The following is a 14,790-nucleotide window of genomic DNA, read 5'->3' on the forward strand; positions in this document are numbered from 1 at the left end:
GGAGGAACCATGGCCAAAGCCGCAAACATCGTGACATCCCACAAGGTGGAAATTAACGCCCCTGCCCGTGTGGTCTGGGAGGTGCTGATCGACCTGGACAAGTACCACGAGTGGAACAGCTTTTGTCCGAGCATTATCTGCAGCCTGCAGCTGGGCGCTCCAGTGCATATGCAGGTCCGTATCCCCGGTACCGACGGCACCGTCCCGGTCAACGAATACCTGGTGGCCTGCGAGCCGGAACGACTGCTGTCCTGGGAGCAGCGCCCGGTCCCGGAAAACATGGACGCCGCTCGCCGCGATCAATACATCGAAGCACTCGACGCCAATCGCTGCAGCTACTTCACCACTGACATTTTCCTTGGCCTGAACCAGGACACGATCATGCGTGAACACGGAGCCTGGGTAAAAGTCGGCTTCGACCAGATGGCCCTGGATCTGAAGCGACGTGCCGAAGAACTGCACGCCAGCCGCACCTGAAAGCCCCATTCATGAGCAAAACAACAAGAAGGTAGTTGCCATGTTGCTGAAAGACAAAGTCGTCATCATTTCAGGCATTGGCCCTGGCCTGGGCATCAAACTGGCCGTGCGTGCCGCGCAATATCAGGCGCAGGCCGTGGTGTTGGCCACCCGCACCCCTGGCAAACTGGACCAGGCTGAAAAGGCCGTCCGCGACGCCGGCTACAGTACTCCGGTGCTGAAAGTCCCCACCGACATCGCCCTGGCCGAACAGTGCCAGGCACTCGCCGAGCTGACGGTCGAGCACTTCGGCCAGATCGACGTATTGATCAACTCGGCCTACGCCCATGGCGCATGGGGCAGCTCCTCCGAGTCGTCAATGGACGACTGGCGCAAGACCATGGACGTCAACCTGTTCGGCACCATGCACATGACCCAGGCCGTGCTGCCACAGATGAAACAACAGAAGTCGGGCAGCATCGTCATGATCAACACCATGGCCACCCGCACTCCCAACCAGCTGGAGTCCGGCTATGCCGTCTCCAAGGGTGCATTGAAAACCGCCGTGCAGTACCTGGCCCAGGACCTCGGCCCGTTTGGCATCCGCGTCAACTCCACCTTCATGGGCTGGATGTGGGGCGCACCGGTGATCGGCTACTTCGAGGGCGAAGCCAAGCGCCTCGGCGTCCCGATAGCGTCGCTGATCGACCAGGTCGCGCAGCAGATTGCGTTGCGCAAAATCCCCGAGGACCACGACTGCGCCATGGCGGCGCTGTATCTGGCCAGCGACTACGCCAAGGCCATTACCGGCGCACAGCTGGATGTCAACGGAGGCCACTTCCTGCCCCACTGAGGGCCTCTGGCCGAACGCCTGGGCTTTTTCCGTAAGGGCCGGATCGGCCACAGCGCGACCATGCACGGCCCATCCACAGGGCCGTCGGCATGGCTGGCGTCCGGAGTGGCACATTTGACGATGGCAGCGCCCTACCCGCTCGTCCCCTATGGCTGGCACACAGGAAAAATCATCAAGAAACCCGAAAAAACGCTGCACCAACGCCTGAAGGTTCACGACTCCCGCGCCGGCCGGGATGAGCTCAGGTACATCTGGAACGTCCAGGATCGGATTGATAAAGGAGGAATGCTTCCCGAAGGTGGCACAACCGATCATGGCGCACTTTTCCCGGACGCAGCCTGTGTGACCTGTAACCAGTTTTTTTAGGGCCCGCTATGCCCCGTCATCTGTTTGCGGTGACGGCTTGAACTGCAGAATGGCCAGGCACCTGCAAAGGCGAAATTCCCGCCTCCCACTGGGGTCCGTACCTCAGCCGAGGCGGTCGATGGCGCTTGCAAGATTGACGCGGGCTTGCTGTTCAAATGCATCGAAATAGGGTGCGGTCGTATAGATACGCCCGCGTGCCAGGAAGCCCTCCAGGACCTGGCGCCGCTTTCGGCGGTACACAAACAGCGGTACATATCGGTACTCGCGACGGACTTGGCGGTCGTACTCCTCAAACCGCGCGGCCGATGCCCCAAGGATCGCCAGATCCGTGTCCACCAACACGGCCTCGTCTACCGACGCTGGAGCGCCGTCGTGCCGCGTCACCATGATCAGGCCGTAAAGCCTGCGTCGGGTTTCATCGCCCAGGCCGCTATCGCGTGCCACGTCGTCCAGCCATTGCGCACTGCGCAGCTCGTTGTCGCTGCGAAGAGGGTCGTATATGGCGTCATGAAACCAGAGTGCGAGGTCGACCTCAGCGGGGGCATGGCAGGCTGCGTTGATGAGCCGGCGCACCTGGAGGCATTCCTGCAAATGCTGGCCGTTGTGGTACGCACGATGGGGCTCGCGGTAGCGTCGAAGGAGCTCTTCATAGGTTGCTCGCGGCGGGCAGCCGGCGCCAAGCTCCGCCCAGAGGCGAGCCCAGGCGGCGAAATCCACACCATCAAGCACCTCGGGGGCGCCGTGCGCGCCGGCCGGAAAGAGGTTGCGCCCTTCTGGCGTTCCCCTCATCGCTCCTCCTCCCCATCAATGTACCGCTCGACCCAGGCGATCAACGTCGGTGCGGCAAAAGCCGTCGGCAGCAGTGACCGCGCCGTAGTGGACAGCGTGAACGCCCCCTGGATAAAGCAGGTAATGCCCGCCACCAGCGCGTCGAGCCCTCGGGCGCGGCGTCCGCGTTCGGCGAACCGCTGCCGGAGCAGGCCCTTGAGAAGCTTCATCTGCGCCGCTAGCACGGCCTGATAGACCTCACGCACGTCTGGGTCGTGGGCCGACTGCTCGCCGATCATCACCCATGCCGCGACCGCATCGGGCTGCGCGTCCGAACCGTAGGCAAGGTGTGCTGCAATGTAGGCCTGAAGCCTTTGCTCGGCCGTCTCGGCCGCAGCGGCCCGGGACTCGTAGCGCTGATGGGCGTAGCCGGCCAGTGAGTCGACCAGTGCCACCAAGATCTCGCGCTTGTCCTTGAAGTGGTAGTGCACGAGGCCAGGCGCTAGCTCCGCATGCCGGGCGATGGCCGCTACGGTTGCGCCAGCGTAGCCGGCCTTGGCCATGACGGCCTGGAGTGCCGCCACGATCTGGCCGCGTCTTTCATCAGTGTTCGAGCGCCGTGCCATGTCACCTTTCCAATGTTGGTTGCGCGACCAGCTTAGCATTGACATCGACCCCGCCACACCCTAGCTTTCCAAATATTGGTTATCAGACCAACTTTGGAGATCACGATGAATTCCTTCGCTGAAAAACTGATGGCGGGGGCCACTGCTACGTCAGCCTCGGTCGAGCTACCGCTGGGTGACAAGGTGCGGTGTGTCCTGGTCCACGGGTTTCTTTCGGCCAGCGAGTGCGAAGCGTTGATAGAAGCCACGGAGCAGTGCGGGTTCGCCAGCGCAGGGTCTGACTACCCGTCCTCCTACCGCGATAATGACCGGATCGTGGCAGACGACCCTGCTCTGGCCGGGCGGCTATTCGAACGCTTGAAGCACTGCGCCTTGCGGTTGCCGAGGCTCGGGACGGTGATCGATGAGGACGGCTGGCGTCCGGTCGGCATCAATGAGCGGCTGCGCTTCTGCCGCTACCGGCCCGGCACCCAGTTCCGCGCCCATCAGGATGGTGTACACCATCGCCAGCACCAACAGTCACGCCTGACTTTCATGATTTATCTTAACGACGATGCATTCAGCGGCGGAGAGACCGTGTTCTTCGAGGGACGGTCCGCAGCCATGTCGAACCGGGATTCCACGCTCAGGCTGCGCCCGCGAAAGGGCAGCCTGATCGTATTCGACCACACACTCTGGCACGCCGGCGCCTTAGTGGACGCTGGCCAAAAATACGTCATGCGCAGTGACCTGATGTACGAGCCACAGCAATCCTTGCACGTCGACGGCCCCTTCCAGCCGGGCCACCGCGGTTACGTATGGGCGCTTGCCGACCTTGGCGACAGGGGATTGGCAAGCGCCGGGCGTGACGCAACCATCCGGCTGTGGGATCGCGAGGGCCGGTGCCTGGGCCAGCTTGACGGACATACACAATCCATTCTGGGTCTGGTGGACGTGGCGCCTGGCGAGCTTGTTTCTCACTCGCGGGATCGTACGATCCGGCATTGGTCCTTGGCGACCGGCAAGTCAAGGTTGGTCGGCACATCGGATTCGGCCGTCCTGTCCTCGGCAAGGTTAGGCGCTGACCGCCTCGTGACCGGGGCTGCTGACGGTCGCGTGACAGTCTGGAACCTGGCGACAGGTGCCACGGACAAGCGTCAGGCCCACGCCTGCTGGGTCTGGGCGATCGCGCCTACGGCCAACGGTGGTTTCGCCACCGCATCGGAGGACGGAACCGTCAGGCTGTGGCAACCCGAGGAGCGGAACTGCGTACGAGTGCTCGATCTGGGCCGCCCCCTGAGGACGCTGGCGAGCTGGATCGACGCCGATGGCAGCGTCACCTTGGCCGCTGGTGATCTCGACGGCGCGGTGCACCTGCTAGCGACCGAACCGATGCTCGCGCTCCTGGATTGCCTTGCCGCTCATGACGGGCCTGTGCGGCGCGTGCGCTTCGAGGCGCGACACATGCTGCTGACCTGCGGCGAGGACGGATTCGTCAAGCGCTGGAACCTGCCCTCACGGCAAGGGGTGAGCATCGGCTCACACGACAACTTTGCAACCGATGTACTCCCCACCGGCGCCGGGCGCTGGATCAGCTGTGGATATGACGGCCGGATCATGGTGCATGGCGACCCGGTCCAGCGTTGAGGCGGGCAGCGGCATCCGGGCCACCTGCCTAGCGGCCGGGTCCGTTTTCGCCCAGGAGCGGTCACTGCATAAACTCGGCGCTCGCGTACCGGCAAACCGGAACGCCTGCGGTGTCCGCGCTCTCGAAAAAAGACTCAGTTGCCCAAGCACTTTAACAACAGGGTCAATACCCAATCTTCTTGCGAGGCCAATGCCGCGCTGATCTCCTCGCATCTCCCGTTCAGAGACAGCAGGTCGCCAGCCAGTACTTCTCCACTGGACATGCACATATCCAAAGCAACACTAAAAACCCCGTTACCTACCTGCCTGCCCTCAAAAACAAGCTCAACCTCTTTAGGGAAAATGGTCACGTAGACGAAGAGCATTTCATTCGCGTATGTGTAATGGCCATGGTTTCTTCTGAGTAAACCACTCTGGTTTTTCGAAGCCTTCTCATAAACCTTATCTAGAAACCTTTGAAGGATGAACAAAAGCTCTGGCTTTTCAGTGCTCATTGGGCTCCCTTGCGAGCAATGGACTTCAACACGCCATTCTAACCAACATCGACGGTGCCCGAGCTGCACGATGCGCAGGGGCAGCCATCTGCGGGTCATTGCCATCTGTGATGAATAGTCGTTCTTAGCTATCTGCTTACAAGCTCAGGGACGGATCACTTCTAGCCATTACTCAACCGCTCCCTGGTGTCGACACAATGCTTCAGCCGCCACAAAGCTTTATCAGCTTTATACCGGCAGCACATACCAACATCCCCACTAACAACCAGATCACACTCCACTGCAATACTGCTAGCTTTCTCTTAAGCGGCGTAGGCATCTTGCTCAAATCATCAATGCTAACCCCGCCAGATTTAAGATAGATCCTTGGAAACGTAACAACTCCGGATATTCGCCCTACTAACAATAATCTGCCAAAGGGCCCGCCCTGCATAAGTGGAGTGTGAGTCATAATTGCCGGGCAATTCTTCAGCAACTCCAGCATCTCATCCATTCGGGTATATGCCAGCTGCAGACACACTCCAATCCAGACAAACAGCCCCAGAATAATCGATCCAGATGCGATACCTAGAGCGGCTTCAATAAAATCAATCGAATTCATCTGCTTCCCTTATAAATCAGCTCACCGGAAAACTCGCCTAAAGTTCCACCGACAGCGCCAGCCGCAAAAGAACCACCTCCTACAACTACAAGTCCACATATAAAGGTAGCCATACCTCCTGTGGGCACTCCCAAAGCCACACATAAAGTTCCGGCAGCCGCACCGGATAAAAAAGTGGCGGCGGCGGCCCCACCACCCACGGTTCCCAGGAAGCTGCCACTTTCAGTCAGTGTCACCCGTTCACAAGCCTCCCTATCTCCCGCCGTACATACGTCCTGAACCTTCATATAGGAAGCGCCACCTCCCAACCCAATACCTAGCCAGCCCGCGTACTTCACATACGCAGATGCCCTTGCCACGCCCTGTACGTGTGTCGCATACCCCGGTATCTGCCCCGGTGCCCCAGCCAGTTTCCAGTGATGCACCAGACTGCGACTGGAAATCCCCAGTGCGGTTTTCAACTTGGGATGTTCGGGAAAGCCGATCCCCTTGCGGGTAAAGGCAGTCAGCCGAGCATCCAACTGCGCCAGCAACCTTTTGCGCTCGGCAAAAAACTCGGCAGAACGCAAATGCCCGTGTTGCTCGAAGGTGCGTTTATGCAGGTTCTCGATATCCCGCAGCGAAGCTTTCACGTCCTCCAGGTTCTTGGCGAAGATCGCGGCACCGATGCCCAGCGCGGTCGATCCCTGGGAGGCAAAGGGCTACAGCAAGTCCATGGCGTCAATGATGAGCGCGCTGTCAGTTGCATTTTTACCCTTGGTGTACGCGAACGGCTGAATAGGCTGAATGGAAAGATGTGGGTTATAAACCAGCTCGCCGGAGAGTTTGTCCACAGGCTGCACTTAACACCCTCCCCCCGAACAACTCAGACACTCAGTTCTATTAATTTTATCGCTCCGGCAGATATAAGCAGTCCCGCAATGAGTCCGCGCCCAACCCACTGCAATACGGCAAACCTGTTCTTCAAGTTCTGCGGAAAACTATCGAGATCCTCCACACTGACACCGCCATTCTTAAGATATACACGTGGAAAAGTTACGATAGACGTCACCCCCCCGACCAACAACAACCTTGCCCAAGGACCGCCCTGCTTAAGCGGAGCCAGGTTCATGACGGCAGAACAATGCTTGAGACGCTCCAGAAACTCATCGACCTGGGTATATCCCCAATACAGGCAGACGCCCATCCAAACGAAAATCCCCGATAGAGCCACGGCGCCCAGAAGGACAGAAAATTCATACACGGTACTGACTAGGTTCATTTCTGCATCTCATAGATCCGCTCTCCTACCTTTTCTCCCACCAGACCACTTGCAGTGCCAGCAGCATAAGAACCAACCCCTACAACTATTAGTCCACAAACCAGAGCTCCGGCACCCAGGGTAGGAACTCCTAACCCCACACAAACGGAGCTTGCAACAGAACCCGTCAATATCGTGCCCGCCGCCATACCACCACCGACAGCCCCAATAAAACTGCCTCCCTCTGTCAATCTCACCCGTTCACAAGCCTCAACATTGCCCGCCGTACACACCTCCTGAACCTTCAGATACGAAGCGCCCCCACCCAACCCCACACCCAGCCAGCCCAAGCGCTTCACATACTGAGACGCCTTTGCCACGCCTTGCATATTCGTCGCATACCCCGGTATCTGCCCCGGTGCCCCAGCCAGTTTCCAGTGGTGCACCAGGCTGCGGCTGGAAATCCCCAGCGCCGCTTTCAACTTGGGATGCTCGGGAAAGCCGATCCCCTTGCGGGTAAAGGCAGTCAGCCGAGTATCCAATTGCGCCAGCAACCTTTTGCGCTCGGCAAAAAACTCGACAGAACGCAAATGCCCATGCTGCTGAAAAGTACGCTGATGCAAGCTCTCAATATCCCGCAGCGAGGCTTTAACATCCTCCAGGTTCTTGGCGAAGATCGCGGCGCCGACGCCCAGCGCGGTCGATCCCTGGGAGGCAAAGGACTCCAACAGATCACGATGGCGCGCCAGGAAACTGGCCTCTTCATCGCTCATGGGCTCAAGTGCCGCGTTGACCTTCTCCGCCGCCTCCATCAGCCAGGCCTCCTCACGGGTGCACTGGACGTTGGCCGGATCACTGAGAACGATCAATTGCCCCGGCTTGGCGTAGTCGCTGAGTTGCGGGTTGAGGCGGTGAAACTTCTCCAGCACGGCGCTATCGGGCGTGGCGAAGAGTATGGACTCCAGTGCCGAGCGGGACATGGGCTGCTCGACGATATGAAACCCCGGCTCGACGCCCTCCTGCAGGGCCGCCGTGGAGGCAGCCAACGGGCTGACCAGCGCATTGGCCGCCTGGGCTTTTTCCGTCAGCGCCGGATCGGCCAGCAGCGTGGCCATGCGCGACTCATCCACCGAGCCATCGGCGCGGATGGCGCCCAGCGTGGCGAAGTTGACGATGGCGGCGCCGTCGGCGGGCGCGAAAAGCGAGCCGCCGAAGGTATTGCCAGAGCCGCTGACGATGGTGCCACCGTGGCTGGTGAGGCTGCCCACATGGGCCAAGGGCCGGCCATTGATCAGAACAGAAGGGAATCCTGTGGTAATCACCGCGCCGCAGCCACAGGCATCACCGACCCGGGCCGCGCCCATTCCGTTGATGATGACGTCGTCGGAGGCAGTAACAATGGCGGTGGTGCCGTGCCCCGGCAGCGGGCAGACATGGCTGTCGCCCAAACGTGAGGAAGAGATCATTTGGCATCTCCTGCGCTTCGGGTGAAAGGGCCTCCCGTCCGGGAGCCAGGAGACGCTAACGCAGGAGTTCGGGCGGGGCCCTAAGGTAATTCTCAAAAAACGGTGAGCGGAGCTGAGGCCGACGGCAGAGGTAGGACAGCAGGCGCAGAGTCGATCTCTGGAAAGCGCCCCGTTCAAGCAAAAAGGCGACGCATTGCGTCGCCTTTTTTCGTTTCTTCAGCACTCAATCGGGGTTACGCAGGATCAACCTGCCCCAAGGTTCTATCACCCAAGGTACGCAGCAGATCGAAGCCATCACTGAGCAACAGGCCGATGGCAAAACGGATCTGTGAGAGGTCCTGCGGACCAGAAGCACAATCAAGGATTTCCAGCAGATTGCGGGCTGCGCCGATGCGTTGCTGAGCGCAGGTATACAGATCGGATAACGAGGCGTTGGCGTCCAGGTAAAGGACGGGATGGTCGGTGTCGTTGCGGGTGAGCGGGATGGGGTTGCAGGTAGGTGTGCGGGTCATTGGTGAAACTCCATGAGAGACAAGTCTTTACCGCCGTCAAACAGCCAAATGGAATCGGCTAAGAGACGAGGTTTATGCCCATAGTTTTTTGGCCCGCGATGACCAGTCACTTAAGTTGCGGTGACATGTTGGACTATAGAAGTGGTATTCGCTCGATGACAGTTTCTGGGTAAAAGATCGTTCGGTTTTTCGTTTCAAAAACACACAGTGATCTGCTTGTGAAAGGCTGCCTTCGCCCAGAAGCAACCTCTTACAAGAGACCGTTTTCGGCCAGGAGCTGACGGTCAGCACCTGCAGTAAACGACCAAAAGCTACCCTAAGCAGCCATCTGCCATCGTCACAATCAGGTACCCCTAGGGGTCGCCTAGCTATTTTTTGTTAGTTTGACGGGGGTTAACTGATACTCCGTGTCATTGATACGCATCTTATAAATATTGATCAGATGCTTCAGGGCTGAGTTTCTTTCTATATTTTCCAAAGATAAAGACTCAATGGCATTGCATCCGAAATATACTCCACTAATGGCCAGAGGATTGATTCTAAATAAATGAATAGCTGGCTCTTTATAGTCGGTGGATAAAAGGTGAATCTCGGCTTTTATGCTTTGATCCCCCATTTCCTCATGCATCTCGTACTCATTAGGATAGATTACTTGTATTTTGTTATTTTTTAACTCTACCAGCTCAATACTAGGGTCGAGAGTGCATTGCTTTCTAATGTGCGGATTGTCGTTGCATATTATTGAATCAGCGTCTTTTAACTGGACAATAGATCGCTGTTCTTTTTCGTAAATCCAATCATTTGCTTTGGTGAATAGTATTGCGCGATTGAATTTGTTCCAGTGAAATTCATTCATTGAATCCGGTGCTGAAAGCTCCGGTCTCTCAAAGCTTGGCATTTCTCTGCGATAATCAACTTTCTCTGGGAGCTCAAAAAAATCAGCAAGATAGCTTTCTCCGAATCGACTTTTGCGGCCATTAACCTCTTTCAGTGAGTCCGCAAAAAATGGAACGCTAAAGTCGAACTCGACTACTACTCCTTTATGGTCGTCGGCATAGTGAGCCCACATGAGGGGGTTGTTGTAGTCTTCCGTAAAGGAGAGAATTCCTAGATCGAATAGTTCGCTTTGGATTACTCCCATGCTGTCATTGAGTTCTGCGTCGTCAGTTTCGTAAACCTTTTCACCATTTCTCTTGTAATATTCTCTTTGATTTCGATCTGCGTCGCGTACTTGTTTTTTGTTGAAGTGCCCTTCAAAAGGATCGTTCAGATCCAAGACTGGAGTTGCCCGGATCATTGGATTTTTAAAGAAGTCCGGTCTTAAAGGCATGTATTTGTAAAGGAATCTGTTCATATATCTCTTGGTTATGGGGTTTGGTTGGGAGCGTCTGCTGCTTGTTGGTCGGATAAAACTCTCAATCTTGCCGAATTGTTAAAACTTTCCCAAAAAGGGCCGATCAGTCAGCCCGATTCGCATAGGCTTCGCGAACCTTGGGGTGGCCTGATCCTACCGCTCGTAGGATTATCAGCCTTTGATAAAGTAATTCCTCGCTCCTTTGTAGTGGCCGTTGAATTTTCCCCATGGAACAAGCTGTTCCTCACTCGGTACACGAAGCACAGAACGAATTCTGCTTGGCTCCGATGACAGGGAAGCGTCGTCGACCAACTGGGAGCTCCGTCTAAAACACTTGTTTTTTAGGGGGATGAGTAAGGTAGTACTGGATCGCGTCTTCAGTTTCGGCATTCGGTGGCACATCAAAAACTGCGATCACCTGTACTGCAAAGGTGCCCCAGTCGGCCTGTGGTTTGCGTGAGGAACCCTCTAAAAGCCCAACAGTTTGAGGCAATATTCGCAGCGTGCGAATTCGCGAAAAAACGAAAAGGCAAGGCGATCCAATTTGGTAGGCGTGGCCATGTTACGGAGTCCTCTCTGTTTGCAGGTACCTAAGTCACCTTGTGGACCTCGTATTGTGGTACGCCAGATAGCGGCAGCCAAGGGAGTGCCCCTCTGCTGGTCGGAGGTCGGCTTGGTTGAGAGTGCGCGCGCCGTAATCAAGCTCGGCGTGGTGATTCGGGCACACGCAGACGATGTTCTCCAATATGTCCGGTCCGTTATGGGGGGCTCCCAGTGGCTGTACATGATGGGCTTCGGCGTACCGACTCCCATCGGGGAGTACGATCGTGTGACCACAGAGCTGGCATTGGTAGTTGTGTAGTTGTTTGACTCGCCGCGCCAGCAATGTGTCGCGAATTATCCGATAGATTGTTACTTCTGATCGATCAGTTGAACCTTCAAATGGCAACCAATCGAAGTTTTTCGATTTTTCAGTTTCCGCCCTCCAACAGGCAAAGTCCTCAGGCTGTCGACCAGACAACTCAAAGTAGCCTTTGCCCGGCATCAATGAGTTGCGATCAATCACTAAGCCGGTGATCGCGGGTTTATCCATTAAGCACCTCATGTACGTCGGACGAGGGGCAGTCCACTGCTGACCGAAAACTGCCGCTCAAGGACGATGCCGTTGAGTCGATAGCAGCCCCTTCTGCACTCGACCAGAAACTAGCGTTGGAAAACGCTACAACGAATGGCAGCCCACCCCTACCCCTGCGCCACCCAATACCAAACCGCTCCCCCCTCAAACGCCGGCATCACTTCCCCCTGCGCAAAGCAGCGCCGCGACTCCGGCTCCGCCGGGGTAAACCAATAACCGGCTTTGCTGCAGGACTGCCCCGCCACCACCGGCGCTACATGTTTCGGGTGGCTCGGCCGAAGGTTCCTCGCATAGGCCACCAGATCCTTGGGATAGACCCTGTGCTCGACCCCGCTGTCATCGATGCCATACAGAAAGGCGATGGCTGCCGCCTCGAACGCCCAATACCCGCAATAGCTGCCCTCGTCCCCTTGCAGGTGGCTGTCGTGCCAGGGTGCCTGTTCGAACGCGGGGTACCAGTCGTCACAGTACTGCTGCAGAAGGTCGCTGGCCTCGGTTGGGTCGTCGGCGTAGATGGCTTGTATCAGCGGTGTGTAGACGTCGTGGTACCAGTCATCGACGTCATATCGGTCGGGCAGCAGTTTGCACAGCAGGTCTTCGTAGAGGGTGTCGTCCCCGGCGTAGCCTGCGGGGTCGATCAGGGCTACGAAGCGTTGGAGCAGGTCGGTGCGGTGCAGCAGGATGCACAGGCTGAACACCTGGACGCACTCTTGGTACTGGTCGAGCCAGTCGTCGATCGCCAAGGGGGTGATGTTCGGAATCTGGTTGTATTCGGCCAGTTGTCTTTGCAGGTGTTCGTAGCTGCCCACCAGGGTTTCCAGCAGGGGAATCAGCAGGTCGATGCTGTGGCCGGCGGTGTAGCGGATGAGGATTTCCTTGAAGATCCACTTCTGGAAATGCCGGGCCCTGAGGGACTTTTCCTGGGCTTCGGAGTCGGACTCAAAGGTGTTCTCGGTAAAGAACTCCACGCTGTGCTGGTAGTTGCTGAAGAAGTTCGCAAGGCGCGCTGCGCTGAGGAATGCTTGTCGTCTGTCCTTGATCATGGGTCTTCCTTACCTGAACGGCGCCCGCTCCAGGCATTGCCGGCAAGCGCGGCAACGCGCAGTCACCGGTCTAAAAAACAAAGCCCGCGACACAAGGCGCAGGCTGGATAGGGTTGCAGCAGGTCGAGCCGGATCAGTTACCCGGCCCCTTAGAAGTTCGCCGGGGTGTTGGCGCTGATGATTTCCGCCTCATCCTGGCCAATGTTGCGGAAGCTGTGGGGCAAGGTGGTGGGGAAGTAATAGCCATCCCCCGGGTTGAGCACGCTGACTTGCCCGTCCACGGTCAACTCCACGGTGCCGCGGGTCACCAGGCCGCACTCCTCGCCTTCGGCATGCACGATGGCTTCTTCGCCGGAGCTGGCGCCGGGGGCGTATTGCTCGCGCAGAAAGCGCATCTGCCGGTTGGCCACCGGGGCGCCGATCATCAACAGGCGCAGGCCGTCGCGACCGAGGTCGGGCTGTTCGTTGGCGCGGAACACGTATTGGTGCTCACGGGGCGGCTGGTCGAAGGTGAAGAAGTCGGCCAGGGACATGGGGATGCCTTCCAGCAGCTTTTTCAGGGAGCTGACGGAGGGGCTGACGCGGTTCTGTTCGATCAGGGAGATGGTGGCATTGGTTACGCCGCTACGACGGGCCAGCTCGCGCTGGGAGAGTTTGTAGCTTTCGCGAACGAGTTTGAGTCGGGTGCCCGTGTCCATAACAGCCTTATGTGAGAAGTACTTAAGGGTATTTTTGCGGCGGTTGGGTCGCGAACGTCGCGATTTGGCTGCCCTGGAGCCTGAAAAGGCGGCTATTTAAACATGTTTGACACGCAAGCTGTAAAGACTGGCGATGAGGGGTGCCGCGGGGGAAATGTGGGCGTTGTCGGGGGGGCGTCGGGAGGTCCTGCGGACCTCGTCGCAGCCTGCGGCAGCGGCTACAGGGTGGAGGCTGTAGCCGCAGTGCACATTCAGATGCCGAAGCGGTCGCGCAGGGCGTAGTACGCGGCGCCCATGGCGGTCAACGGGGCCTGGAAGGTGCGCCCGCCGATCATCGGCATGTGCGGCAGGGAGGCGAAGGCGTTGAAGCGCTCGGCGTCGCCGCGGATCATTTCGGCAATCAGCTTGCCCGCCAGGTGCGAACAGGTAACACCGTGGCCGCTGTAGCCCTGCATGTAGTAGGCGTTCTTTTCGATACGGCCGAATTGCGGCATGCGCGACATGGTCAGCAGGAAATTGCCGGTCCAGCGGTAGTCGATCTTCACGTCCTTGAGCTGGGGGAAGGTCTTGAGGATCTTCGGCCGGATCAGTTGCTCGATGTCATCCGGTTCCCGGGCGCCGTAGACCACGCCACCGCCGTACAGCAGGCGGTTGTCGCCGGTCAGGCGGAAGTAGTCCAGCAGGTAGTTGCAGTCTTCCACGCAGTAGTTGTTGCTGATCAGGCTGCGGGCCAGTTGCTCAGGCAGTTGCTCGGTGACCACGATCTGCGAACCGCAGGGCATGCTCTTGCGGGTGACGCGGGGGTCGAGGTCCTGCTGCAGGTAGGCGTTGCCGGCGATCAGCAGGTATTTGGCGCGGACCACGCCCTTGGCGGTGCGCACCACGTTGGGTTCGCCGTAGGTGATTTCCACCGCCGCCGACTGTTCGAAGATCTTTCCGCCCAGGCCGATGATGGCGCTGGCTTCGCCCAGGGCCAGGTTCAGCGGGTGGATGTGGCCGCCCTGCATGTCCAGCAGGCCGCCGATGTAGTTCTTGGTGCCGACTTCGCGGTCGATCTGCGCCTTGTCGAGCATCTTCAGGTTGTTATTGCCCAGGCGCTCCCAGTTGCGCTTCTGTTCCGCCAGGCCCTTGAGCTGCTTGTTGTTCAGGGCGGCGAAGATGCCACCGGGGCGGTAGTCGCACTGGATGTCGTAGTGCTGGATGCGCTGGCGGATGATGTCGGCGCCTTCGAAGATCATGCTGCCGAGCACTTCGGCGCTTTTTTCGCCGTAGCGTTCTTCGATCACGTCCACGTCGCGGCTGTAGGAGTTGACCAGTTGCCCGCCGTTGCGCCCGCTGGCGCCGAAGCCGACCTTGGCCGCTTCCAGCACGGTGACGCTGTAGCCGGCTTCCGCCAGGAACAAGGCCGAGGACAGGCCGGTGTAGCCGGCGCCGATCACGCAGACGTCGCACTCCACCAACTCTTCGAGTTGCGGGTAGTCGGTGGTCTGGTTGCGGGTCGCCGCGTAGTAGCTGTTCACGTAGGTTTGCATGAGAAATTCCCCAGCGGGTA

General features: G+C 58.3%; 17 protein-coding genes. 4 read left to right on the forward strand and 13 right to left on the reverse strand.

The window, feature by feature from the left end; genetic code table 11:
- The first annotated feature begins 9 nt into the window (after positions 1-9).
- The 3 genes from BLS75_RS07375 to BLS75_RS07385 all read left to right on the forward strand — a co-directional run bounded on the left by BLS75_RS07375 (position 10) and on the right by BLS75_RS07385 (position 1,675).
- Positions 10-477 (forward strand): SRPBCC domain-containing protein, encoded by a 468-nt coding sequence (locus BLS75_RS07375; RefSeq protein WP_072452408.1) that lies wholly within the window; start codon positions 10-12, stop codon positions 475-477.
- A 40-nt stretch (positions 478-517) separates the two neighbouring features.
- Entirely contained in the window at positions 518-1,309 is a 792-nt protein-coding gene (locus tag BLS75_RS07380; protein ID WP_072452409.1) for an SDR family oxidoreductase, read from the forward strand.
- Positions 1,310-1,429: 120 nt separating this feature from the next.
- Positions 1,430-1,675, forward strand: coding sequence for a hypothetical protein (locus BLS75_RS07385; protein ID WP_143031421.1), 246 nt, complete (start codon positions 1,430-1,432; stop codon positions 1,673-1,675).
- 102 nt (positions 1,676-1,777) lie between these two features.
- Here BLS75_RS07385 and BLS75_RS07390 read toward each other — a convergent pair whose 3' ends face one another.
- Together BLS75_RS07390 and BLS75_RS07395 are read right to left on the reverse strand one after the other, a co-directional pair.
- On the reverse strand, positions 1,778-2,464 hold the full coding sequence (locus BLS75_RS07390; protein ID WP_072452411.1) for an HD domain-containing protein: 687 nt from the start codon (positions 2,462-2,464) through the stop codon (positions 1,778-1,780).
- Entirely contained in the window at positions 2,461-3,069 is a 609-nt protein-coding gene (locus BLS75_RS07395) for a TetR family transcriptional regulator (RefSeq protein ID WP_072452412.1), read from the reverse strand. Before BLS75_RS07395 ends, BLS75_RS07390 begins: the two co-directional genes overlap by 4 nt.
- 105 nt (positions 3,070-3,174) lie before the next feature.
- Here BLS75_RS07395 and BLS75_RS07400 point away from each other — a divergent pair, with 105 nt between their 5' ends.
- Complete coding sequence (locus BLS75_RS07400) at positions 3,175-4,695, forward strand: 2OG-Fe(II) oxygenase (RefSeq protein WP_072452413.1); 1,521 nt, start codon at positions 3,175-3,177, stop codon at positions 4,693-4,695.
- Between the two features lie 134 nt (positions 4,696-4,829).
- Here BLS75_RS07400 and BLS75_RS07405 read toward each other — a convergent pair whose 3' ends face one another.
- The 11 genes from BLS75_RS07405 to BLS75_RS07460 form a co-directional block, all read right to left on the reverse strand.
- Positions 4,830-5,189, reverse strand: a complete 360-nt coding sequence (locus tag BLS75_RS07405; protein ID WP_072452414.1) for a hypothetical protein — start codon at positions 5,187-5,189, stop codon at positions 4,830-4,832.
- Between the two features lie 202 nt (positions 5,190-5,391).
- A complete protein-coding gene (locus BLS75_RS07410) occupies positions 5,392-5,790 on the reverse strand; it encodes a hypothetical protein (RefSeq protein WP_072452415.1) in 399 nt (132 codons plus the stop codon).
- Positions 5,787-6,422, reverse strand: a complete 636-nt coding sequence (locus BLS75_RS07415; protein ID WP_176876722.1) for a hypothetical protein — start codon at positions 6,420-6,422, stop codon at positions 5,787-5,789. The genes BLS75_RS07410 and BLS75_RS07415 overlap by 4 nt, the downstream gene beginning before the upstream one ends.
- Positions 6,423-6,655: 233 nt before the next feature.
- On the reverse strand, positions 6,656-7,051 hold the full coding sequence (locus BLS75_RS07425) for a hypothetical protein (protein ID WP_072452416.1): 396 nt from the start codon (positions 7,049-7,051) through the stop codon (positions 6,656-6,658).
- A complete protein-coding gene (locus tag BLS75_RS07430) occupies positions 7,048-8,496 on the reverse strand; it encodes a PAAR domain-containing protein (protein ID WP_072452418.1) in 1,449 nt (482 codons plus the stop codon). Before BLS75_RS07430 ends, BLS75_RS07425 begins: the two co-directional genes overlap by 4 nt.
- 233 nt (positions 8,497-8,729) lie before the next feature.
- Positions 8,730-9,008, reverse strand: coding sequence for a hypothetical protein (locus BLS75_RS07435; RefSeq protein WP_072452420.1), 279 nt, complete (start codon positions 9,006-9,008; stop codon positions 8,730-8,732).
- A gap of 364 nt (positions 9,009-9,372) precedes the next feature.
- Positions 9,373-10,362, reverse strand: coding sequence for a DUF2971 domain-containing protein (locus BLS75_RS07440; RefSeq protein ID WP_072452422.1), 990 nt, complete (start codon positions 10,360-10,362; stop codon positions 9,373-9,375).
- Positions 10,363-10,957: 595 nt separating this feature from the next.
- Complete coding sequence (locus BLS75_RS32040) at positions 10,958-11,455, reverse strand: HNH endonuclease (RefSeq protein WP_143031422.1); 498 nt, start codon at positions 11,453-11,455, stop codon at positions 10,958-10,960.
- 149 nt (positions 11,456-11,604) lie between these two features.
- Positions 11,605-12,540, reverse strand: a complete 936-nt coding sequence (locus BLS75_RS07450; RefSeq protein ID WP_072452427.1) for a PoNe immunity protein domain-containing protein — start codon at positions 12,538-12,540, stop codon at positions 11,605-11,607.
- A gap of 149 nt (positions 12,541-12,689) precedes the next feature.
- Positions 12,690-13,238: a cupin domain-containing protein gene (locus tag BLS75_RS07455; protein ID WP_011060642.1), complete on the reverse strand. Its 549-nt coding sequence runs from the start codon at positions 13,236-13,238 to the stop codon at positions 12,690-12,692.
- Positions 13,239-13,489: 251 nt separating this feature from the next.
- The gene (locus BLS75_RS07460) at positions 13,490-14,770 is read right to left on the reverse strand and encodes an NAD(P)/FAD-dependent oxidoreductase (RefSeq protein WP_011060641.1); all 1,281 of its coding nucleotides are present in this window, start codon (positions 14,768-14,770) and stop codon (positions 13,490-13,492) included.
- Between the last annotated feature and the right edge of the window lie 20 nt (positions 14,771-14,790).

This window comes from Pseudomonas sp. NFPP12 (assembly GCF_900103205.1).
GTDB classification, from domain to species: Bacteria; Pseudomonadota; Gammaproteobacteria; order Pseudomonadales; family Pseudomonadaceae; genus Aquipseudomonas; species Aquipseudomonas protegens.